Below are 21,840 nucleotides of genomic sequence, written 5' to 3'. Positions count from 1 at the left end.
AGGCTTCCGCTCCACCGGCACAGCAGCATTACGCTGCTCAATCCGCAACAACTTACGTCCCTCAGGTGCCAACGTCACAGCAATGCTCCTTCTGGCTGGTCCGCTGCAGCGGTTCCAGGGGTTGTGGCCAATGGTGGCTGAAATTCGGTGACAAGGGGTGTCAGGATTCGGGTGGTGGCTACCTTCAACTGCTCCAGCAAACCGGCCGGGGTGATGTTCTCGCCTGTTTCCGCCTGCAGCGAGGTGGTGCCGGCGTCGTTGATGCCGCAGGCGATGATTTGTTGGTAGGGCGCAAGGCTGTTGCTGGCGTTGATGGCAATCCCATGCATGGTCACGCCCTCGTGAACCCTGATGCCGATGGCCGCAATTTTCCGGTCGGGACCCTTGTCATCGGCCAAGAGCCAAATGCCTGCCCGGCCGCGCACGCGGACGCCGTCCACGCCATGGTGGGCCAGGACTTCAATGATGATGTCCTCCAGTGCGTGGACGTAGGCGCGGATACCGTGATGGTCGGCAAGGCGAACTATGGGGTACATGACCAGCTGGCCGGGACCGTGCCAGGTAAGTTTTCCGCCGCGGTCAACGTTGATCACGGGTGTCCCATCAAAGGGGCGCTCATGATCTTCGGTGAGCTTTCCGGCGGTGTAGACAGCTGCGTGCTCCAGGAGCATGACAGTGTTGGGAGCTGTTCCGTCAACCACTCCAGCGTGGATGACGCGTTGCTGGTCCCACGCAACTGTGTAATCAATGAAATTCGGTGCAAATCCGACGTCGCAGAACTCAAGAGTCATAGAGGTCACTTTAGACCTTGTTGCATTTTCGCCTAAATCAGAATTTCCTCGCCAGCTGCACTCTGTGGATAACTCCGAGCAGAATATTGAAAACAGGACTACAACTAATACATGGAACTCGAAGTATCGTCAGCAGGGGCCGGGCAGCCGCCCATTGTTGCTGGTTTCGACGCAGTGCGGTCTCTAGGTTACGGGGCACAGGGCCACGTTTGGCTCCTGGCGCCTCACACTGGTGGCCCGGCTGTGGCGGCGAAGATTATGGCAGCCAAGGCCGACGGGGAGCTCAATGGGGACGGGGCAGCTCTGCGTCACAATGAAAGCTACATCACACAGGAATTACGGATTTTGATGCAGTTTAGTCATGAGCACCTTATTCCGATCCACGGCGTGGTAAGCGATTCACACGGGGCCCTCGTCTTGCTGATGGACTACGCTGCAGGCGGCTCCGTGGGTCAAGTGGTTCGTGCCACGGGGCCGTTGACAGTAGGAGAGACTGTCACCGTTTTGACGCCCTTGGGCCAGGTGCTGGCCTTCCTGCATGGGCGTGGGGCCGTTCATGGAGACGTGTCCGCCGGTAACGTTTTGCTCAGCGCCGCGGGCAAACCGTATCTGGGCGATTTTGGTTTGGGCCGGCTGCTGGGCCAGGGGCCGGCGGCACCAACAGGGACTCCCGGATTCGTCTGTGAACAGGACACCGAACGCAACGAGGCCTCCGACGTGTTCGGTATGGCCGCGTTGGGGTGGTTTGCACTCACCGGACATGTGCCGCCAGTCGCGCGGAATCGCTTGCCTCTGACAACGTTTGTGCCTGGCGTTCCTACCGAGTTGCTGGCCGCTCTGGAGGCCGGACTCAATGAGGATTCCAAGCAGCGCCCCACGGCTGCGGCCTTCGCCCAGGCTGTCTTTCGCAGTGCCCGCGCTGAGCCGGTAGCCCTGGCCAATGCGGTCCATCCCAGCGTGCTGCCGGACCTACTCACCCGCCAGGAGTCGAAAGCGAGACGGCACCGCGGCAGTTGGGGAGGGAAGGTGCGAACTTTGCCCCTGATGCGGCCCCGTCGGACTGGTACCGCCGATCCTGGGCTGCGACGCTGGCCACGCGGAGAGCTTGGCGTCAGGGCGGGACGGCGGCTGGGCAGGCTGTGGGATGGTGAAAGCCGTGTGGGCTTCAGGCGCGGTGCCGGCGGGCACCATTCCGGCAGGCGCGGCGGTGGGGGCCAGCATGGGGGTTTGGGCCGCGGCAAGGCTGTGGCAGTGTCGCTCAGCCTCGCTGCGCTGGTTCTCGCGGCTTGTGGCCTTCTCCTGATGCCACACTTGTTCAGCGGTGTGGAGCCGGCGCATGAGGCAGGCCCGTCCCTGCCAGTGGTGGAAAGCAGCCAGCATCCCTCCATGGCGTGGGCTGCAGCGTTGCCGGCAGAGATTCAACGTGGCCTGGGCTCGACGGAGCCGGTGGAGGCCCTCACAGCGTTGGCATGGGCTCGCTCCCATGCCCTGTCAACAGCCGACGCCGAACTGCTGGGCAAGATCAATGCTCAGGGCTCGCCCGCCCTTGCCGCGGATGCTGCAATACTGGCAGACCTGGCCGAGTTGGGGCACAGCTTGACTGGACTGGAGACCAGGGTTGACCAAGCCGTCCTGACAGGCCCCGCAGACGATGCCCGCGCCACTGTCCAGGCTTCAGTGACCACTAGTTCCTTCGCCGAGCACAATGCTCAAGGAACCGTTGTGCACCACCAGGATCAGGAACAGAGCCAGAACTTGAGCATTGTCCTGATACGTACGGATGGGCGCTGGGTCGTTGAGCGAATACTTCCCGTAAACGCAAAAAAGTAGGTGGCAACTGCTCAAGGCAGCCGCCACCTACTCAAAGGCACCGCGAGGGCCCCAATCTTGGGCCCAACAACTCCGGTGGGAGCGGGTGGGGACTAAGCCTCCAGGGTTGCCTCAAGGGTGATGTTGATTGCAGCCAGCGCGCCAGAAACCGGGCAACCGAGCTTGGCATCGTTGGCAATGCGGTCAAAGTCTTCCTGGCTGATGCCGGGGATCTTTGTCGCAAGTGTCAGGTGGCTGCCGGTAATGCCGGTGCCCGGTACGAAGGTGACAGCAGCGCTGGTGTTCACGTACTCGGCCGTGTAGCCCTCTCCATCGAGTGCGTGAGTGAAGCCCATGGCGAAGCATGAAGAGTGAGCAGCTGCGATCAGCTCTTCGGGGCTTGTCTTGCCCTCGGAGGCCTCTGTGCGGGCCTTCCAGGTGACCTCGTAGGTGCCCAGCTCCGAGCTGTCCAAGGTGACGTGTCCGGTGCCGGTTGCGAGGTTGCCAACCCAGCCTGTGTGGGCGTTGCGTGTACTAGCCATGTTCACTCCTTGTGAAGAATCAAATATTTATCAATGCCACATCTCATCTTGGCATTCACCACAACCTTATGCCGTAGATGGCATTCACACGCGCCCATTACACGGTGCGCATGATTAAGCTATCCACGATCGTCATCAACACCAACACCTTGGCTGACTTTTGGAAAGCGTTCCTGGACACCGAAATTTCTTTCTCGGCCAGCGGCTTCACACGGCCCAAGGCTGATGAAGGTTAGCCGCGTTTGGCGTTCAAGGAGGTTGCCGGGCCCACCGAGGGGCGGTGCCGCCTGCATCTGGACGTTACGGGGGACGACGTCGACGCCAGTCCATTAACGCAAAAAACGCATGTTTTCCGCTGATAGGTGGTTGCCCAACCACCTATCAGCGGAAAACATGCGTTTGTGCGAAGAAAGCGCCGACAGGCGCTGTTCGTCAACGAGTTGTTACACCCAGAAAACTGCCACAGCCACGTTGATGAACGCCATGCCACCCACAGCGTGGGCCAGTCCCTTCGGGACGTCCTGGTTGTTCTTGACCTTGCGGCGGCCAATGAACGCGGCCACAACCACCACGAGGGCGATGAGCAGCTTCACGGCGACCTTGAAGTTGTTGGGGCCCTCGCCGTCACCCATTGAGGCCAGGCCAACCAGCAGCAGGCCGGTGATGAGCTGGGTCAGCGCGCCAATCCACTGCCACTGAGTGACGGTGGGCGTCTTGAATGCAGCGAGCCAGCCGCCAACGATCGCAGCGGCACCAAGAATATGCAAAAATACGAGCACTAAGCGTAAGAAGTCCATGCTGCAAGCTTATGCAACTTAGTGACACAGTGTCTATCAAGGTGGGCCTTATGTGGCAAAGATGACAACGGCACGCAACAACAGTTGGTACAACGACGGCGGCCGGCGACTTGAAAACTCAAGTCACCGGCCGCCGTCGTGCGTCAGGGTGTTACAGGCCCAGGTCAGCCTCGAACGCGCCATCTTCCAGGCGGACCTTCAAGGTCTGCAGGAAGCGGCCGGCGTCCGCGCCGTCCACCAGGCGGTGGTCGTACGTCAGGCACAGGTACATCATGTGACGGATGGCGATGGTGTCATCGCCGTCAGCGTCAGCAACAACCACTGCGCGCTTGACGATCGCGCCGGTGCCAAGGATGGCAACGTTGGGCTGGTTGATGATCGGGGTGTCGAACAGTGCGCCGACGCTTCCGATGTTCGTGATGGAGAACGTGCCGCCGGACAGTTCGTCCGGACCGATCTTGCCGCTGCGGGTGCGTGAGGCAACATCAGCAATCTTGCCGGCCAGGCCAGCGAGGTTCAGATCGCCTGCGTTGGAGATGACAGGAACCAGCAGGCCCTTGTCAGTGTCCACAGCAATCGCGAGGTGCTCGGCGTTGTGGTAGGTAATTTCCTGAGTTTCCTCGTTGTACTCGCCATTGACCTTGGGGTGCTGCTTGAGCGCCTCGGTCACAGCCTTGGCAATGAACGGCAGGAATGTCAGCTTGGTGCCGTTGACAGCCTGGAACGGTCCCTTGGCCTGGTTGCGCAGCTTGACGATGCGCGTCATGTCGATCTCGTGCACCTGCGTGAGCTGCGTGGAAGCTTCCAGCGACTCGCGCATGCGGCGGGCAATGACCTGACGGATCCGGGGAGCCTTGACAGTGGTGCCGCGCAATGAAGACGGCACGACGGCGGGAGCAGCCTTGGCAGCGGACGCTGCGGCAGGTGCCGGGGCAGCGGCGGCCTTGGCGGCGTCAGCGGCAGCAACAACATCCTGCTTGCGGATGCGTCCACCAACCCCTGTGCCGGTGACTGAGGTGATGTCAACGCCGTGCTGGTTGGCAAGCTTGCGCACCAACGGGGTCACGTAGTTGGACTCGGCGCCAGCGGCGGGAGCTGCCGCGGGAGCCGCTGCAGCTGCAACGGGAGCCGCGGGAGCGGCGGGAGCAGCAGCCGGTGCGGCCGGAGCTGCAACAGGTGCGGCTACCGGAGCCGGAGCTGCAAGGGGAGCCGCGGGTGCAGCAGCCGGTGCAGCCGGTGCAGCTACTGCAGCAGCGGCGGAGCCGATCAATGCCAGGACCCCACCAACTTCAGCTGTCTCGTCCTCGGGAACGCGGATTTCCAGCAAGACGCCAGCCACGGGGGAGGGGATCTCGGTGTCAACCTTGTCGGTGGAGACCTCAAGGAGCGGCTCATCGATTTCGATGGTGTCGCCAACAGCCTTCAACCAGCGGGTGACAGTGCCTTCGGTGACGCTCTCGCCCAAGGCGGGGAGCACCAGTTCGTGGGAATCGCCGGCGGGAGCTGCGGCAGCGGCCTCGACAGGTGCTGCCGGAGCGGCTTCAGCCACCGGGGCAGCCTCGGCAACCGGAGCGGCTTGCGCAACAGGAGCCTCGACCGGTGCGGCTGCAGCAGGAGCTGCTTCACCCGTGCCGATGCGGGCCAGGGTGGCGCCAACTTCTGCTGTCTCGTCCTCGGCTACAACGATTTCTTCCAAGATGCCGGCAAAAGGTGACGGGATTTCGGTGTCAACCTTGTCGGTGGATACTTCCAGCAGGGGCTCGTCGATTTCGACGCGGTCCCCGACCTGCTTGAGCCATCGCGTAACGGTACCTTCGGTAACGCTTTCACCCAATGCGGGCAAGTTCACGGATTCAGACATTGCGTCCCCGTTCTCCTTCATGTGCGCTGCATTTCGCTCATGGTGCACATGCGTGCATCTGCCGCGAAATTCTTTAGATTAAGTATGTTTTTAGCTTAGTGCACCCGACGCGGGCGCCGGGTGCACTAAGAATATTCTTGCTAGCCGTGGAGCGGGCGTCCGGCCAAGGCCATTGCCGCTTCTCCAAGAGCTTCGTTCTGTGTGGGGTGAGCGTGAATGAGGCCAGCAATGTCCTCCGGGTACGCTTCCCAGTTCACAATGAGCTGTGCTTCACCGATCTGCTCGCCAATGTGGCTGCCGATCATGTGAACACCCACCACGGGGCCATCCTTTTCGCGAACATACTTGATGATGCCGCCGGTGCCCAGGATGGCGCTCTTGCCGTTGCCAGCCAAGTTGTACTCGGTGGTTTCAACGTTGGCATCGCCAAACTTTTCCTTGGCCTGCTTCTCGTTCAAACCAACGGAGGCAATCTCCGGGTCACAGTAAGTGACCTTCGGGATGTTGATGTCTTCAACAATCACCGGGTTCATGCCGGCAATTTCCTCGGCAACGAAGATGCCCTGCTGGAAGCCGCGGTGTGCCAACTGTATGCCGGGGACAATGTCGCCCACGGCGTAAATGTTGCCGACGCCGGTGTGCAGGCGGTCGTTGGTGATGACGAAGCCGCGGTCAATCGTGACGCCGGCTTCTTCAAAGCCAAGACCTGCGGTGGATGGGCCACGGCCAACGGCAACAAGCATGAGGTCAGCTTCAAACGTCTTGCCATCAACCAAGGTGGCCTTGACGCCGTCGTTGGTCTGCTCGACGCCCTGGAAGAAGGTGCCGGTGTTGAATTTGATGCCGCGTTTGCGGAAGGTGCGCTCGAGCACCTTGATGATCGCGGCATCCTCGTTGGGAACCAAGGAAGCCATGCCTTCAATGATGGTGACGTCCACGCCGAAGGACTTCCAAACGGAAGCAAATTCGACGCCGATGACGCCGCCACCGAGCACGATGGCGCTCTTGGGCAGGGTTTCCATGCTCAGTGCATCGTCGGAGTTGATGACCTTGCCGCCGATTTCCAAACCAGGCAGGCTGCGGGAGTATGAACCGGTGGCCAGAACAATGTTCTTGCCGGTGTAGTTCACACCGTTCACGGTGATGGTGTTGGCTGCCGTGAGCTTGCCTTCGCCGTCGATGACAGTGATGCCCTTGCCCTTGATGAGGCCCTGCAAGCCCTTGTACTTGCCGGCAATGATGCCGTCTTTGTACTTGTTGACAGCCACCAGGTCAATACCGTTGAGCTGGCTGTTGACGCCGATTGAGGCGCCTTCGCGAGCGTGATCGGCTACTTCGGCTGCATGCAGCAGCGCCTTGGTGGGGATACAGCCGTTGTGCAGGCATGTGCCGCCCAACTTGCTCTTTTCCACCAAACCAACGGTCATGCCCAATTGGACTGCTCGAAGCGCAGTTGCGTAACCGCCGCTGCCACCGCCGAGAACCAAAATATCGAATTCTTGCCCAGCTGCCTGATCGGCCACTTAGACGCTCCCTCGCGTTCGGGTGACGCGCACATTAGTGGCGCGTCATCTCATCAATTATTGAGAGAAGCGACGCATCCATTGTGGATGGTCTACAACTTCTCAGTCAAAGACAAATACTTTCAGCATTCACCTTACGTCAGTTGTTCCATGCGAGACCGTCAGCGCTGTCACAGTAATGCGGAATGTGTTCATACTCACTAGTCCGTTTGCTGGGCGGGGGCTGCCCGTGGTGTGTGGCCATAAACTAGTCGCGGCCCCGTGAGTGCACGGGACCGCGACATGCTTGCATAGATCTACTGGCCGGTATTAGATGCTGCGGGCCACAACATCTTCGATGTAGGCAACCAGTGTGCGCACGGCCATGCCGGTGCCCTGCTTGGGCGTGTAGCCGTACGGGGCACCCTCATTGAAGGCTGGCCCGGCAATGTCCAGGTGGGCCCAGGGGATAGTTTCCCCGTCCTTGCCCTTGCCAATGAACTCCTGCAGGAACACGGCGGCCGTCATCATGCCGCCCATCCGTTCGCCAATGTTGGCCATGTCAGCCACGGGTGAGTCCAGCGAGGGTCGCAGTTCCTCCGGCAAGGGCATGGGCCAGATCAGTTCTCCAGCCCTGTCCGCTGCTGCTTTGAGGGCTGCACTGACTCCCTCATCACCCATGACACCGGCGGTGCGGTGGCCCAGGGCCACCACCTGGGCGCCCGTTAAAGTGGCCACGTCGATGATGACGTCGGGTAACTCGCGGGAGGCGGCGACCAGGCCATCGGCCATGACGAGGCGGCCTTCGGCGTCGGTGTTGAGAACCTCAACTGTTTTGCCGCCAAAAATGGTCAGCACGTCGGAGGGGCGGATGGCCGTGCCGGAGGGCATGTTTTCTGCGATGCAGAGCCAGCCGGTGACGTTGACGGGCAGTCCAAGGCCGGCCACGGCCAGGACGGCGTTCAAAACTGCTGCAGCCCCGGCCATGTCGCACTTCATGGTGACCATGCCGGCGCCGGGCTTGATGGAAATTCCGCCACTGTCGAAGGTGATGCCCTTGCCCACCAGGGCCAGGTCGGCCACTGCCTTGTCCGACTTGTACTCGAGCTTGACCATGCGCGGCGGGCGTGAGGAGCCCTGGCCAACGCCCATGATGCCGCCGTAGCCGTCCTTGAGCAGGCGCTTCTCATCGAAGACTGTCACCCTGACCGGCAAACCCTTGGCGAGGTCCTTGGCGGCCTCGGCAAAAGTGGCGGGGTAGAGCGTGCTGGGGGGCTCGTTGACGAGGGTGCGGGTGGCGTTGACGGCCTTGGCCACCACTGAGGCGCGCTCCAACGCTGCGGCCAGCTCCGGGTCCTTCGCCAAAGTGGAGAAGATGGTGACCTTGGCTACGGGATCCTTTTTGCCTTCCTTGCTCGAATGCAGGCTGGCGTATTGGTAGGCGCCCAGGGCGGCGCCTTCGGCAAGCGCCGCAACCTGGCCCACCGCCGTCGTCGGCAAGGCAAGGACCACATGGCTCAGGCCAGCCAGCTGGCGAACAGCGGCTCCAGCGGTGCGGCGCAATGACTCATCGGTGATTGCTTTGGTGTTGACCGGGCCCATTCCTGCCAGTACCAGAATCTTGGCGCCCGTGTCGGGCAAGCCTGGCAGGCGCACCACCTGGTCGGCGGCTCCGGTGACGCCCAGGGCGGTCAGGGATGCCTCGAGGGATGTCAGCGCCACTGCTGACAAGGGTGCATCCACGATGACCGGACCGTCAGGTCCCTTGCCAACAGCTATGACGAGGGCGTCCGCAGCGAGCTTGGCCAAGCCTGTGTTGATGACGCGGAAGGTGATATTTTCTTTGGAACTCACGGAAATACTGTCCTCACGTTGTGGTGTTTCTGAACGGATGTCGCTGTTACCGATCGTAGCGCCATGCTGGGTTCGATGGCTCAAACGGCCCTAGTGCGGCGGTGTTGGCGGCTGGATCATGTTCTTGCAGTACGACGGCGGCGCCGCACGCGGGTGGCCGGCGAACCGTCGCGGGATGATTAAGGGTGTGTGCGGTGTTGTGCTGGTTAGAGACGTAAGCTGCTGAGGAAGACTATGAATAACATCGAATACACACCCTTTCAAGACCACGAATCCCTTTATGCCCTCAACGAGCAGCTCATCGACGCCGAAGACCTGCGTGGCACCAACTTGCTCATGTCCTTTACCGGATTCTCCGACGCCGGCCATGTGGTGACACAAATTGCCGCCGAGCTGGGGGAGGAGCTGACGGGGGACCCGGTTGCCGTGTTCGACATTGACCAGCTCATTGACTACCGCTCACGCCGGCCCCGGATCACCTTCACCGAGGACCATCTCAGCGACTACAAGGCACCGTCGCTAGTGCTGTACCGCATGGTTGATGCTCTGGGCACACCCTTCCTCTACTTGACGGGCAACGAGCCGGACTTGCAGTGGGAGCGCTTTAGCTTGGCCGTCCTTGGACTGGTGGAGCGCTTCGATGTGAACCTGGTGGCTTGGGTGCATTCGGTCCCCATGCCCGTGCCGCACACCCGCCCCATCGGCGCCACGGTGCACGGCAACCGGCCGGATTTGATTGAAGGGATCTCGGCCTGGAAAACCACCCTGGAAATTCCCTCGGCCATTGGACACGTACTCGAATTCAAGCTGGCCGCCGCCCACCGCAACGTGGTGGGCTACGCCATCCATGTGCCGCACTACCTGTCCGACGCCGAGTACCCGCCGGCCGCCGTCGCCGGTTTGGAATACTTGGGCGCCGCAGCCTCCTTGATGCTTCCCAGCGAACGACTCCGCGAGGCCGGCCGTGCCGTGGAACGCCAAATCACCGAACAGGTGGAGGGCTCCACCGAGGTGGCCACGGTTGTTGCCAACCTTGAAAAGCAGTATGACGAACACACCGACGGGACCGCGCGGCGATCCCTGCTGGCCGGGGACAATGACGAATTGCCCGGTGCCGATGAGCTGGGTGCAGCCGTTGAGGCCTATTTGGCCAGCCGGGACTCCGGGAAGGAAGACGACACGGAATCTGGCTTAAGCTAAGTGACGTGAATAGTAAACGTGCCTGGCTCGTCTGGGGAGTTGGCATTTTTGCCTATGTTGTCGCCATCACCCAACGGACCTCCTTTGGGGTTGCCGGGCTTGTAGCCACCGAGCGTTTTGGTGCCACTGCCTCCGCGCTTTCCGCCTTCACCGTGGTTCAGCTGGTGGTTTACGCCGGGCTGCAAATCCCGGTTGGTGTGCTGGTGGACAGATTCGGCCCGAGGGTCATGATCGCAACGGGCGCCGCCCTGATGGCAGTGGGTCAGCTGCAGCTTGCCATGGCGGAGTCGGTTCCCGCCGGAGTTCTGGGCAGGATCTTTGTGGGTGCCGGGGACGCCATGACCTTCATTGCCGTGATCCGGCTCATCCCGCTGTGGTTCCCCTCCCGCCAAGTGCCAGTCCTGACCCAACTCACCGGACAGCTGGGCCAATTTGGCCAGCTGATCAGCCTTGTGCCCTTCGCCTTTGTGCTGCACGCAGGCGGTTGGAGCCATGCGTTTGTGTCATTGGCGGCCCTGGGAGTACTCGCCTGCGTGCTCTCAGCCGCGCTGTTGCGCAACGCACCGGCGGGGACGCTGGCGCAAAAAACCAGCAAGGGAATGCGGGAGACTGCGGCCGAGTTAGGCACCGCCTGGCGGCAGCCCGGGACGCGCTTGGGCATGTGGAGTCACTTTGCCACCCAATTCTCCGGCACAGTGTTTGTCCTCACTTGGGGGTATCCGTTCCTGGTCTCGGCCCAAGGCCTGGAAACGGGCACAGCCAGCATCTTGCTCAGCTTGTTTGTGGTGGTGGGCATCATCTGCGGGCCGTTGCTGGGAAGTTGGGTGGGGAAGCACCCGCTGCGCCGCTCCAGCATGGTGCTGGCGGTGACATTTGTTTCCGCCGCAGCGTGGTTGGCAGTGATCCTGCAGCCCGGGCCCTCCCCACTGTGGCTGCTGGTGGTGCTCGTACTGGTTCTGGCCCTGGGTGGTCCGGCGTCCATGATCGGCTTTGACTTCGCCCGCACGTTCAACCCCTCACACCGCATGGGCACGGCCACAGGAATCGTCAACGTGGGCGGATTCGTGGCGGCACTGGTGACCATGTTCGCCATTGGCCTGATCCTTGACCTCATCAACTCATCCAGCGGAACTCCCGGTGACCTGTACTCACTGGACGCTTTCCGGGTGGCCTTGTCCTTCCAATTTTTGGTGTTTGGCGCAGGCATTGCGGCGGTGATTATCATCCGCCGCAGGGTCAGGCGCTCCATGGCTGCTCAAGGCGAAAGCATTCCGCCATGGCGCGATGTACTTGCGGACAACAAGCGCAGGCGCCAGCAGTACAAGCACGAGGAAAAGACCCGCCGCGAGGACCGCAAATAAGCCGTCCCGCAAGTTTTCCCGGTGTTTCATGCGGATCGGCGGCTGCGTTGTCCACAGATTTGGCATTTTCGCGAAATTGCTCTGGTTCCCCGTCCTGGCGGGCAGCACCCTTGAGACATGAGAAAACAAGTAGACAAGATCAGGGTCAGCGCCGGTGAGGACCTCCTGGCCTTCATTCCCCACATAATGGGGTACTGGCCGCGAGACAGCATTGTGTGCATCGGCATGAACGGCAAACTGCTTCGGGCCACCATGCGGCTGGATCTGCCCCCGAATGATTCCGCAGAAGCCGCCCATTTTGCCAAGCTTGCCGCCAGTCAAATGGCCTGCGATCACGAAGCCAACGGATGCCTCATAGCCATTTTTGGTCGCGAGGATTGGCTGGATCCTGCGCAATGCCCGCAAGCACGGGTGTATCGGCAACTTCGCAAGGCTTTTGACAAAGTTGGCCTGCCAGTTCGTGATGGATGGTATGTGGGAACTGAGCATTGGCGCAGCCTTGAGTGCGGCGACGGACTGTGCTGCCCGTGGCCTGGAAAAGACAACGCGTCCATCAGGGAGAGCTTTGTCAATGCCGAGTTCATTTTCCGGGGCAGTATGGTCCGTGAAAGTCCCAGGGAGCAGATCGCTGCCCAAATCGCCGTCCATGACACCGACTTCGCCCAAGCCGTTCAAACCGCCGGTGAGAAGTACCAGGGAGTCCTGGCCCGCTCCGGACTGGCGGCGCGCCAGCTCGCTGTCACCTTGGGCGCATGGGAGCACAGCTTGTGCCTCTGGCCGGTGACTCCGGACCAGCACCTGAGCGCCTACCTGCTGGCAAGCTTGCAGGACGTCTCGGTGCGGGACACGCTCATGGTGGCGCTGGCCACCTCCTGCGAGTACGCGTTGGCGGGGGCTGCCGCCAATGGACTCCTGCATGCAGATGCCGGCCCATTGATGGTCCCGGCCAATTGGTACGGGGGCAATCAGGCAGCCGACCAGCAAGTCACCATGGACCATGTCCCTGCGGATCTCCTTCACGCCGCGGGTCGGGATTTTGGCAACATCCTGATGGGTGGTGCCGATTGTCAGGGTGCAGGCGACGGCAACGTTGCGCCGAACTGGCCCAGGTTGGACGGCGCCGAACCGCTCATGAAGTTCCTTGCGGCCAGCACTGAAGGGGCTGATAAGGCGCCGGTGCTGTGCGTCCTGGGGTGGATTCAATGGTGCAAGGGGCGCGGAACGTGGGCCGGGGGTTACTTTGCCGCTTGTGAGGCGCAGCAGCCTGGATACAAATTGGCCAGCATGTTGGACCAGCTTCTTTCCGTTGGCTACATCGCCGAGTATGCCAAGAACCCCCAGACAGCCTGGCCCGGCTATGAGGACGGAGGCGAAGCTCGCGAGGCAGCGGCGTAATCCTTCACCTGCCCCATTGCGGGCGTGCCGTGGGCGGGCCGTCGTGGGGAAGGCTCCCGCTTTCGGACAACAATTCTTGCCACTATGAGATTTGTTGCACAGATCCATGCCCAAAACGGCTGCGTACGGCATGGGGCAGCGGGTAAAACATGAGAGACTATAAGCCGAGACCCGGTTGGGTTCGTGTTGACGTACTACCAATGTTTGGACAATTTGGCCCGGGAGATCTTTTCCGGGGCGGTGGGAACAACCCCGCGTTGCAAGGAGTTATACCTTGTGACCCTCCAAGCAAACGTGGTGCGATAAGCAACATGGACTTGACAGGGTCATAGTGGTGTTGCCCCAAGGTAACTCCACAGACCGCCGTAAGAAAGGTTTTCTGTGTCTGCTACTGCCAAGAGCAAAGTCTCCACAATCAAGGAGATCGAGGACCCCGCATCCTCAGCGACCGTGCCGCTGACTCCAGCAGAGAAGCGGGCTGCCACGATCGCCGCCAAGAAGGCTGCCATAGCCGCTGGCGAAGAGGCCCCCGCCGCAGCGAAGGCTGCCCCCAAAAAAGCTGCCACGCGTCGCGGCAAAGCCAAAGACGAAGAAGAGTCATCGGCTGAGGCTGTTGTGCCCGAGGATGAAGAGAACGACGACGCCGCCCCGGAGCGCCCCGTCGCCACCGGAACAGGATTCGTTTACTCGGACTCTGATGACGATGACGCCCCCGTCCAGCAGGTCATGTCGGCAGGTGCCACCGCCGACCCCGTTAAGGACTACCTGAAGCAGATCGGTAAGGTTGCCCTGCTCAACGCTGAGCAGGAAGTCGACCTTGCCCTGCGCATTGAGGCCGGCCTTTTCGCCACCGAGAAGCTCGCTGCTGACCCCGAGGCCATGGACGACCAGCTCCGACGCGACCTGGTTCGCATCGTGCACGACGGCAAGCGCGCCAAGAACCACCTGCTGGAGGCCAACCTTCGTCTGGTTGTTTCGCTGGCAAAGCGCTACACCGGCCGCGGCATGCTTTTCCTGGACCTCATCCAGGAAGGCAACTTGGGCCTGATCCGTGCAGTGGAGAAGTTCGACTACACCAAGGGCTTCAAGTTCTCCACCTACGCAACTTGGTGGATCCGCCAGGCCATCACCCGTGCCATGGCTGACCAGGCGCGCACCATTCGCATCCCCGTACACATGGTTGAGGTCATCAACAAGCTGGCACGCGTTCAGCGCCAGATGCTGCAGGACTTGGGCCGCGAACCAACACCGGAAGAATTGGCCAAGGAATTGGACATGACCCCGGAAAAGGTTGTTGAGGTTCAGAAGTACGGCCGCGAACCCATCTCCCTGCACACCCCCCTGGGTGAAGACGGAGACTCCGAGTTCGGTGACTTGATTGAAGACTCCGAAGCCGTGGTCCCCGCTGACGCCGTCTCCTTCACCTTGTTGCAGGAACAGCTGCACTCCGTTCTGGACACCTTGTCAGAGCGTGAAGCAGGCGTGGTTGCCATGCGCTTTGGTTTGACCGATGGCCAGCCGAAGACTTTAGACGAAATCGGCAAGGTCTACGGCGTTACGCGTGAGCGTATCCGCCAGATCGAATCCAAGACGATGTCCAAGCTGCGCCACCCCTCGCGTTCACAGGTTCTGCGCGACTACCTGGACTAATCCCCACCGACCGGCCCGGAAAATCGCCGGCGCGATTTTTCGGGAACCTGGTCGGCGGGGCCCCAAATATGCGCGGTGCTGCAACTGACCCGCAGAAAACGCCGAAAATCGCGTCAAAAACGCTTATTTTCGCCGTTTTCTGCGGGTCAGTTGTTTAAGGGCAGATAAGGAAAGGCCCCGAACAATGTCCGGGGCCTTTCCTTATCTTGCAAGCATTGATCGAGTCTTAGTCGTCCGCGACAGGTGCCTTTTCGTGCAGGCGGCCGGTCTCGTCGTGCCACTGGGATGACAACGGCTTCAACGTGGCTTCAACCGCGCGGGCGTGGTGGCCGCAGAAGAGCAGCTCGCCGCCGGAGGACTCCAACACTACGCGTACATATGCCTGTGCGCCGCAACGGTCGCAGCGGTCAAGGGTGCTCAGCTCGTGGCTGGCGATGGCGGTGGTAGTCATGATGGCCTCCTTCATAGATCTTGATACCTATATAACCATTATTCGGAGCGGATCCATCCTTGGATGGTTCCACTTTCGCTAACCGCGTAGCCCCCACTGGGCGGCCAGCCTGCCAGCGGGAGTGCCCGGAAGCAGTTAAACTTGAACAAGCGCTTTTTTGCGCATCAGGCATTTTGCCGCCTTTCCGCAGTCCCTCGCAGTCCCCAAAGGAGTATGTCCACAGTGGCACGCCAAAGTTCCGATTACAGCGCCCGCCATCTCTCCGTCCTGGAGGGATTGGAAGCAGTGCGCAAGCGCCCCGGAATGTACATTGGATCCACGGACTCACGGGGTTTGATGCACTGCCTGTGGGAAATCATTGACAACTCGGTGGACGAGGCCCTGGCCGGCTATGGTCAGCACATTACCGTCATTCTGCACAAGGACAGCTCGGTGGAGGTGCACGACGACGGCCGTGGCATCCCCGTGGATGTGGAACCAAAAACTGGGCTCAGCGGCGTTGAAGTGGTTCTGACCAAACTGCACGCCGGTGGCAAGTTCGGCGGCAGCTCCTATGCGGCGTCCGGTGGCCTGCACGGTGTGGGTGCCAGTGTGGTCAACGCCCTGTCGGCGCGCATGGACGCCCAGGTTGACCGAGGCGGGAAGACCTATCAAATGAGTTTCCGCCGCGGCGAGCCGGGACACTTCAAGGATGTTGGCAAGTCGCTCAGTCCCGATGTTCCTTTTGAGCCCTTCGTGGAAAAGTCTGGGCTGGATATTGTGGGCACCACCAAGCGTGGTGTGACAGGGACCCGCATCAGGTATTGGGCCGACCCCCAAATCTTCACCAAGGACGCCAGGTTCTCCTACGAGGAATTGGTTTCCCGTGCCCGCCAAACATCCTTCCTGGTGCCGGGGCTGCGCCTCAGGGTTGTTGATGAGCGCCGGGTTCCGGGAACGCCCGGAGAATTTGCCACGCATGAGGAAGTTTTCCACCACGACGGCGGAATCTCCGAGTTTGTGGATTTCCTCGCCGTGGGTGGAGGTGTCACAGACATTTGGCGCCTGCAGGGCCACGGCACCTTTACCGAAACAGTCCCGGTGCTTAACGCCGAGGGCCGGTTGGAAAGTACCGCCGTGGAGCGCGACTGCGAGGTGGACATTGCCCTGCGCTGGGGTGTCGGCTATGACACCACCATGCGCAGTTTCGTCAATATCATTGCCACGCCCAAGGGCGGCCGGCACCAGGAAGGCTTTGAGCAGGCACTGCTGAAAACCTTCCGCAAGGTCATTGAGACCAATGCCCGCAAGCTCAAGGCCGGCAATGACAAAGTTGAGAAGGACGATGTCATGGCCGGGCTTACGGCTGTTTTGACAGTACGTTTGGCTGAGCCGCAATTTGAGGGGCAAACCAAGGAAATCTTGGGCACCCCGGCAGTGAAGAACATTGTGGCACGTGTGGTTGAAAATGAGTTGAAGGAAAAGCTCAACTCCACCGCACGCGGGGAAAAGATCCAGGCCGCCACGTTGCTGGAAAAGGTTGTTTCGGAGATGAAGTCACGCATCTCCGCCCGGGTGCACAAGGAAACCCAGCGTCGCAAGACCGCGCTGGAGTCCTCGTCCCTGCCCACCAAGCTGGCCGATTGCCGCAGCAATGATGTTGCCAAGACGGAACTTTTCATTGTTGAAGGTGACAGCGCGCTGGGCACGGCAAAACTTGCCCGCTCCTCGGACTTTCAGGCGTTGCTGCCCATCCGCGGCAAGATCCTGAACGTCCAAAAAGCATCAGTGGGGGACATGCTGGCCAACGCCGAATGTGCGGCACTGATCCAGGTGGTCGGTGCCGGTTCGGGCAGGAGCTTTGACGTCTCGGCTGCCCGCTATGGCAAGGTCATTTTGATGACGGACGCCGACGTGGACGGCGCCCACATCCGCACGCTTCTGCTGACCCTGTTCTTCCGCTATATGCGCCCCATGATCGACGCCGGAAACGTCTATGCGGCCGTTCCTCCGCTGCACCGGGTGGAGGTCATCAACGCCGGCGCCAAGGCCAACGAGATGATTTACACTTACTCGGAGAAGGAACTGCACACGGTTCTGGCCAAGCTGGAGAAGACCAACAAGAAGTACAAGATCCCGATCCAGCGCTACAAGGGCTTGGGCGAAATGGATGCCGAACAGCTGGCTGAAACCACCATGGATCCGCGGCACAGAATGCTGCGCCGTGTCACCAGTGCCGATGCCGACAGGGCTGAGCACACCTTTGAACTGCTCATGGGCTCGGAAGTGGCACCCCGCAAGGAATTCATCGTGGCCGGCAGTGAGTACCTGGACCAGGGCCGCATCGACGCGTAGCCGCTGGGGCGCCTACTGCGGCAGGATCCCCGGCACCACCAGCAAGGCTGTAGGGACGGCCAGCAACAACAGCGCGCCCACAATGATGAGGGCCTGCAGGCCCGCGCCCAGACTCGGCGCGGGAGTCAGCAGCCTGCTGAGGCGGGCCGAGGTGGTGGCGGGAGTGTCAATCTGGGCTGAACTGTCCTGCACCAGGGCCGCGGCCGGAAGCTGTGCTGAACCACTGGCCACCAAGGCGATGGCGGTGACCAAGGTGGACTTGCTCACCGAACGCAAGGCCACGTCGTCGGCCATAATTTCTATCAGCGACGAGACGGCCCGCTGGGCAAGCTTGGAGGTGGGCAGCCATGGCAGTGCGGAGCGCCACGCGGCGAAGGCCCAGAGCAGCAGGTGGTGGTGCTGGGTCAGATGCGTTTGTTCGTGCAACAGCACGGCTCGCAGTTCCTCGGGGGAGAGCAGCTCAAGGAGGCCGTCGGAGAGGACGGTGACCGAGCGTGACCCGCCGGGAAGACAGTAGGCAACGGGCGCCTGATGGTTGATGACCACTGTGCCGGGGCGGTCGTTTGAGGGTGAGCTGAGGATGTTCAGCAAGTCCCGGTGCCGGCGGCGTTGCTGTTGGATGCGGAAGTATGTCAGCCACAACGTGAAGACCAAATGTGCCGAAAGCAATGCCGCTGCGCTCAGGGCAAAGGCGTGGATCAGGCCCAAGGTGTCCAGTGATTCCGTGCCCAGAAAGATCCGGACCAAACCCCGCAGGCCGCTGGCAAGGTTGTCGCCCAAGGGGACCAGACCGTAACAGAGCATGGCGCCGATCATGGACAAGCCACCGGCAAGGGCAATGGACTGCCACAGCACCATGGCAGCAAAAGGCGCGCGCGCGGGCCAGGTTGCGCGGGCCAGGAAAACGGGAACCGGCCAGGCCAAGACCACAGCCAAGGCGGCAAGGAACCAAGAGGTCCAGTACATGCTTAATAACCTACAGTGTCTGCGCGGTGGTTAAAACGCTAGTAACCACTCTTGTGAGAGCGGTTACTAGCGGCCCAAGAGCTTGCGCAGAGTTTCGGCTTCGCCGTCGCTGACGGTTCCAATGAAGCGTGCCAAAACAGCTTCACGGTCAGTGGCTGAACCCAAAACTTCAAGCATCAGCTCGGCGGTGTGATCAGCCCTGCTGGTCACGGCGCGGTAGCGGTGCGGACGTGAGGCACGTTCGCGCTCCACCAGGCCCTTTTTCTCCAACCGGGACAGAACTGTTAAGACAGTTGTCACTGCCAAGGGACGGGATTCCGTTGCTCCGTCATCCCCTGAGGGGCGCTGTGAGAGAAGGTCACGCAGGATGTTGGCCGTGATGGCTTCCTGATGCTCCCACAAGAGGTCCATGACGGCCCTTTCGAGGTCTCCAAGTGTTGCCATTTACTTCCTTAAGTCACATCGTCCCAATGGTGTGGCACAAAAAACATCTAGCCACGTCACAACTCTACAGGTTTTGACAGCAAAGTTCTACACAGGGTAGAACTAGTAGTTCTACATGTTGTAGAAATTAGATGTGGTTCTGCAATTTCACGGATGAGGGGAAGTTAGTGGACGCTCTGGACATAGCCCGGTGGCAATTTGGGATTGTGACGGTCTATCACTTCTTGATGGTGCCGCTCACCATCGGGCTTGGCACGCTGGTGGCGATTTTACAGACGCGCTGGCACCAAACCGGCAAAGAAGAATATCTGCGCATGACCAAGTTCTGGGGCAAGCTGTTCCTGATCAACTTCATCATGGGTGTGGCCACAGGCATTGTTCAAGAGTTCCAATTCGGCATGGCCTGGAGCGAATACAGCCGCTTTGTGGGCGACGTCTTCGGTGCCCCGCTGGCCATGGAAGCCCTGCTGGCCTTCTTTGTGGAATCAACCTTCCTGGGTCTGTGGATTTTTGGCTGGAAGAAGTTGCCCGCCAAGGTGCACCTCGCCTGTTTGTGGATTGCGGTGGCCGGTTCCATTGTCTCGGCGTACTTCATCCTGGTGGCCAACTCCTGGATGCAGCACCCCGTGGGCGTTGAAATGATCAACGGGCGCCCCCAAATGGTGGATGCCTGGGCGGTCTTCACCAACAACACAGCCATCGTGGCGTTCTTCCACACCATCACAGGTGCACTGGCAGTAGCCGGCGGCTTTCTGCTGGGCATCGCCTGGTACCAGCTGTGGCGCCGGCGCAAGGACGGCATCGACACCGTTGACGCCACAGGCAAGGTCATTGTGGGGGAGTCGGCCACCATCCCGGGCCGCGACAAGAAGGACCACGCGGTCTGGATCAAGTCGCTGCGCATTGGTGCAGTGGTTGCCATGATCGCCTTCGCCGGAACAACCATTTCCGGTGACGTTCAAGCAAAGCTGATGTTTGAACAGCAGCCCATGAAAATGGCAGCTGCCGAGGCCGCCTGCCACGACGGTACCGGCTTCTCCATCCTCTCCATTGGCGACGTCGGCAGCCGGGACTGTTCCGACGTCGTCGCAGTCATGGAAATCCCCGGACTGCTCTCCTTCCTGGCGAGCGGCGACTTCACCACGGAGGTCAGGGGAGTGAACACCCTGGTGCCCGAGTATCAGGAACGCTTCGGCACCCACCTCTCCGATGACCCCATGTACGGTTCACGGGCGGGGCAGGAAATCAACTACGTGCCCATCATGGCTGTCACCTACTGGGGCTTCCGGATGATGATCGGCTTCGGCGGGCTGGCCGCGATGGCCGCCGGCGTGGCGCTGTGGCTCACCCGCAAGGGCACCGTACCGCGCTCCAAGGGCCTCATGCGCCTGGCCCTGATAGGCATCCTGGCACCCTTTGGTGCCAACGCGGCAGGCTGGATCTTCACCGAAATGGGCCGCCAACCCTTTGTGGTGGCCCCCAACCCTGCCATGAGCGGCATTGACCAAGTCTTCATGTTCACGGCCTCGGCCGTTTCGCCCGGCGTGTCCGCAGGGGAGATGATCTTCTCCCTGGTGGCCCTGACATCCGTTTATGCGGTGTTGTTGGTGGTGGAAGTGAAGCTGCTGACCAAGTACGTCCGGGGCGGGGTGGTCTCCGCCATGCCGGAGCTGGATCAGACCCAGCCCAGGAAGGACGACGGCGGCACCAGCCCCGGAGGGGAGGGAGACGACGATGTCCTTGCGTTTGCCTACTAACGTGCCCCACCCACATGACCATGAGATTGCCCACCTCGAGCTGCTGGAGCCGAAGGACTAATGATGGATTTTCTGCCTACTTTATGGTTCATACTGATTGCCGTGCTCTGGGTCGGCTACCTCTTCCTTGAAGGATTCGACTTGGGCGTTGGCATGCTCATGAAGACTTTCGCCCGCGACGAGAAGGAACGCCGGGTGCTGCTGAACACCGTGGGACCTGTGTGGGATGGCAACGAAGTGTGGCTGCTGACGGCCGGCGGCGCCACCTTTGCGGCGTTCCCGTTCTGGTATGCATCGCTCTTCTCCGCCCTCTACCTTCCCCTGGTCTTTGTGCTGCTGGCGTTGATTTTCCGTGCCGTGGCCTTTGAATACCGTGGCAAGGTGCATTCTGACACCTGGCGCAAAGTCTGGGACTGGGCCATCGCCCTGGGCTCCCTTGTTGCCGCCTTCGGCATTGGTGCCATGCTGGCGCTGACCACCACGGGACTGCCGCTGAACGCCAATGGCGACAGGGTGGGCGGCCCCTTTGCATGGTTCAGCTGGTACGCAGTGCTGGGTGGCCTGGCCGTGGTTGGCTTTGCCTTGATTCATGCAGCCGCGTTCGTTGCCTTGAAGACCGACGGCGACATCCGCCACCGTGCCCGCCGTCTGGTGGGGCGTTGGATGCCTGTGGGCCTGTTGCCCCTGGCGCTCTGGGCCATTCTGGTTGCCCTGCAGCACGGCAAGTGGTTCAGCTGGATTCTCATTGCGGTTGCCGTGGTTGCCGCCGTGACATCCTGGCTGGCCAACCGGTCAGACCGCGAAGGCTGGAGCTTCCTGGCCATGGGGGTATTCCTCTTGAGCGGTGCGGCAGCCATCTTCAGCGCTGTCTACCCCGTGGTGCTGCCATCCACCCTGGATCCGTTGTGGAACTTGACGGTGGAAAACGCGTCATCCTCCAGCTACACCCTGGGCTTGATGTCCATTGTGGCAGCCGTGGGTGTGCCTCTGGTGCTCGCTTACCAGGCGTGGACGTATTGGGTGTTCCGCCAGCGCATCAGCGTAGACAGCCTGCCTGCACCGGTGGACTTTGCCGCTGCTGTTGGCGCCAAAGAAAAGGTAGAAGCCATGGGCGGTAAGGCCTAAT

Annotated in this window: 18 protein-coding genes; 9 read left to right on the top strand and 9 right to left on the bottom strand. The window is 61.0% G+C overall.

Annotated elements, in window-relative coordinates; genetic code table 11:
* Positions 1 to 74: 74 nt before the first annotated feature.
* Positions 75 to 791 (bottom strand): lipoyl(octanoyl) transferase LipB, encoded by a 717-nt coding sequence (gene lipB, locus CVS27_RS12245; RefSeq protein ID WP_103466008.1) that lies wholly within the window; start codon positions 789 to 791, stop codon positions 75 to 77.
* A 111-nt stretch (positions 792 to 902) separates the two neighbouring features.
* On the opposite strand from lipB, the gene CVS27_RS12240 reads away from it, so the two are divergent.
* Entirely contained in the window at positions 903 to 2,621 is a 1,719-nt protein-coding gene (locus tag CVS27_RS12240; protein ID WP_103466007.1) for a protein kinase domain-containing protein, read from the top strand.
* A gap of 92 nt (positions 2,622 to 2,713) precedes the next feature.
* Here the strand turns inward: CVS27_RS12240 and CVS27_RS12235 are convergent, their stop codons facing one another.
* Positions 2,714 to 3,142 (bottom strand): OsmC family peroxiredoxin, encoded by a 429-nt coding sequence (locus tag CVS27_RS12235; protein ID WP_103466006.1) that lies wholly within the window; start codon positions 3,140 to 3,142, stop codon positions 2,714 to 2,716.
* A gap of 77 nt (positions 3,143 to 3,219) precedes the next feature.
* Here CVS27_RS12235 and CVS27_RS20795 point away from each other — a divergent pair, with 77 nt between their 5' ends.
* On the top strand, positions 3,220 to 3,378 hold the full coding sequence (locus CVS27_RS20795; RefSeq protein ID WP_165788300.1) for a hypothetical protein: 159 nt from the start codon (positions 3,220 to 3,222) through the stop codon (positions 3,376 to 3,378).
* A 207-nt stretch (positions 3,379 to 3,585) separates the two neighbouring features.
* Here CVS27_RS20795 and CVS27_RS12230 read toward each other — a convergent pair whose 3' ends face one another.
* The 4 genes from CVS27_RS12230 to CVS27_RS12215 form a co-directional block, all read right to left on the bottom strand.
* Positions 3,586 to 3,939 (bottom strand): hypothetical protein, encoded by a 354-nt coding sequence (locus tag CVS27_RS12230; RefSeq protein WP_103466005.1) that lies wholly within the window; start codon positions 3,937 to 3,939, stop codon positions 3,586 to 3,588.
* A 151-nt stretch (positions 3,940 to 4,090) separates the two neighbouring features.
* A complete protein-coding gene (gene sucB, locus CVS27_RS12225; RefSeq protein ID WP_103466004.1) occupies positions 4,091 to 5,800 on the bottom strand; it encodes a 2-oxoglutarate dehydrogenase, E2 component, dihydrolipoamide succinyltransferase in 1,710 nt (569 codons plus the stop codon).
* 140 nt (positions 5,801 to 5,940) lie between these two features.
* Complete coding sequence (lpdA, locus tag CVS27_RS12220) at positions 5,941 to 7,323, bottom strand: dihydrolipoyl dehydrogenase (RefSeq protein ID WP_103466003.1); 1,383 nt, start codon at positions 7,321 to 7,323, stop codon at positions 5,941 to 5,943.
* Between the two features lie 309 nt (positions 7,324 to 7,632).
* On the bottom strand, positions 7,633 to 9,156 hold the full coding sequence (locus CVS27_RS12215) for a leucyl aminopeptidase (protein WP_243400159.1): 1,524 nt from the start codon (positions 9,154 to 9,156) through the stop codon (positions 7,633 to 7,635).
* 234 nt (positions 9,157 to 9,390) lie between these two features.
* Here CVS27_RS12215 and CVS27_RS12210 point away from each other — a divergent pair, with 234 nt between their 5' ends.
* The 4 genes from CVS27_RS12210 to CVS27_RS12195 all read left to right on the top strand — a co-directional run bounded on the left by CVS27_RS12210 (position 9,391) and on the right by CVS27_RS12195 (position 14,762).
* A complete protein-coding gene (locus CVS27_RS12210) occupies positions 9,391 to 10,356 on the top strand; it encodes a proteasome assembly chaperone family protein (protein WP_103466002.1) in 966 nt (321 codons plus the stop codon).
* Positions 10,357 to 10,361: 5 nt separating this feature from the next.
* Complete coding sequence (locus CVS27_RS12205; protein ID WP_103466001.1) at positions 10,362 to 11,717, top strand: MFS transporter; 1,356 nt, start codon at positions 10,362 to 10,364, stop codon at positions 11,715 to 11,717.
* 117 nt (positions 11,718 to 11,834) lie between these two features.
* Complete coding sequence (locus tag CVS27_RS12200; RefSeq protein ID WP_103466000.1) at positions 11,835 to 13,112, top strand: DUF4192 domain-containing protein; 1,278 nt, start codon at positions 11,835 to 11,837, stop codon at positions 13,110 to 13,112.
* A gap of 381 nt (positions 13,113 to 13,493) precedes the next feature.
* A complete protein-coding gene (locus CVS27_RS12195) occupies positions 13,494 to 14,762 on the top strand; it encodes an RNA polymerase sigma factor (RefSeq protein ID WP_370739511.1) in 1,269 nt (422 codons plus the stop codon).
* 226 nt (positions 14,763 to 14,988) lie between these two features.
* On the opposite strand, the gene CVS27_RS12190 is transcribed toward CVS27_RS12195, so the two are convergent.
* Entirely contained in the window at positions 14,989 to 15,213 is a 225-nt protein-coding gene (locus tag CVS27_RS12190) for a DUF7455 domain-containing protein (RefSeq protein ID WP_103465999.1), read from the bottom strand.
* A gap of 213 nt (positions 15,214 to 15,426) precedes the next feature.
* Here CVS27_RS12190 and CVS27_RS12185 point away from each other — a divergent pair, with 213 nt between their 5' ends.
* Positions 15,427 to 17,547 carry a DNA gyrase/topoisomerase IV subunit B gene (locus tag CVS27_RS12185; protein WP_103465998.1) on the top strand — a complete coding sequence of 707 codons (2,121 nt, stop codon included), beginning with the start codon at positions 15,427 to 15,429 and terminating at the stop codon, positions 17,545 to 17,547.
* A 12-nt stretch (positions 17,548 to 17,559) separates the two neighbouring features.
* Here CVS27_RS12185 and CVS27_RS12180 read toward each other — a convergent pair whose 3' ends face one another.
* Positions 17,560 to 18,513 carry a M56 family metallopeptidase gene (locus CVS27_RS12180; protein ID WP_103465997.1) on the bottom strand — a complete coding sequence of 318 codons (954 nt, stop codon included), beginning with the start codon at positions 18,511 to 18,513 and terminating at the stop codon, positions 17,560 to 17,562.
* 66 nt (positions 18,514 to 18,579) lie between these two features.
* Positions 18,580 to 18,957 (bottom strand): BlaI/MecI/CopY family transcriptional regulator, encoded by a 378-nt coding sequence (locus tag CVS27_RS12175; RefSeq protein ID WP_103465996.1) that lies wholly within the window; start codon positions 18,955 to 18,957, stop codon positions 18,580 to 18,582.
* 167 nt (positions 18,958 to 19,124) lie between these two features.
* On the opposite strand from CVS27_RS12175, the gene CVS27_RS12170 reads away from it, so the two are divergent.
* Positions 19,125 to 20,714 (top strand): cytochrome ubiquinol oxidase subunit I, encoded by a 1,590-nt coding sequence (locus tag CVS27_RS12170; protein WP_103466035.1) that lies wholly within the window; start codon positions 19,125 to 19,127, stop codon positions 20,712 to 20,714.
* Positions 20,715 to 20,777: 63 nt separating this feature from the next.
* A complete protein-coding gene (gene cydB, locus CVS27_RS12165) occupies positions 20,778 to 21,839 on the top strand; it encodes a cytochrome d ubiquinol oxidase subunit II (protein WP_103465995.1) in 1,062 nt (353 codons plus the stop codon).
* The last annotated feature ends 1 nt before the right edge of the window (position 21,840 follow it).

The organism is Arthrobacter glacialis (assembly GCF_002909445.1).
In the GTDB taxonomy this organism is placed as follows: Bacteria; Actinomycetota; Actinomycetes; order Actinomycetales; family Micrococcaceae; genus Specibacter; species Specibacter glacialis.
This window is presented reverse-complemented; position numbering and strand designations above follow the sequence as displayed.

Coding starts and splice junctions, on each gene's coding strand:
- lipB (WP_103466008.1), bottom strand. CDS start 791: ATGACTCTTGAGTTCTGCGACGTCGGATTTGCACCGAATTTCATTGAT.
- CVS27_RS12240 (WP_103466007.1), top strand. CDS start 903: ATGGAACTCGAAGTATCGTCAGCAGGGGCCGGGCAGCCGCCCATTGTT.
- CVS27_RS12235 (WP_103466006.1), bottom strand. CDS start 3,142: ATGGCTAGTACACGCAACGCCCACACAGGCTGGGTTGGCAACCTCGCA.
- CVS27_RS20795 (WP_165788300.1), top strand. CDS start 3,220: ATGGCATTCACACGCGCCCATTACACGGTGCGCATGATTAAGCTATCC.
- CVS27_RS12230 (WP_103466005.1), bottom strand. CDS start 3,939: ATGGACTTCTTACGCTTAGTGCTCGTATTTTTGCATATTCTTGGTGCC.
- sucB (WP_103466004.1), bottom strand. CDS start 5,800: ATGTCTGAATCCGTGAACTTGCCCGCATTGGGTGAAAGCGTTACCGAA.
- CVS27_RS12210 (WP_103466002.1), top strand. CDS start 9,391: ATGAATAACATCGAATACACACCCTTTCAAGACCACGAATCCCTTTAT.
- CVS27_RS12200 (WP_103466000.1), top strand. CDS start 11,835: ATGAGAAAACAAGTAGACAAGATCAGGGTCAGCGCCGGTGAGGACCTC.
- CVS27_RS12190 (WP_103465999.1), bottom strand. CDS start 15,213: ATGACTACCACCGCCATCGCCAGCCACGAGCTGAGCACCCTTGACCGC.
- CVS27_RS12185 (WP_103465998.1), top strand. CDS start 15,427: ATGTCCACAGTGGCACGCCAAAGTTCCGATTACAGCGCCCGCCATCTC.
- CVS27_RS12180 (WP_103465997.1), bottom strand. CDS start 18,513: ATGTACTGGACCTCTTGGTTCCTTGCCGCCTTGGCTGTGGTCTTGGCC.
- CVS27_RS12175 (WP_103465996.1), bottom strand. CDS start 18,957: ATGGCAACACTTGGAGACCTCGAAAGGGCCGTCATGGACCTCTTGTGG.
- cydB (WP_103465995.1), top strand. CDS start 20,778: ATGGATTTTCTGCCTACTTTATGGTTCATACTGATTGCCGTGCTCTGG.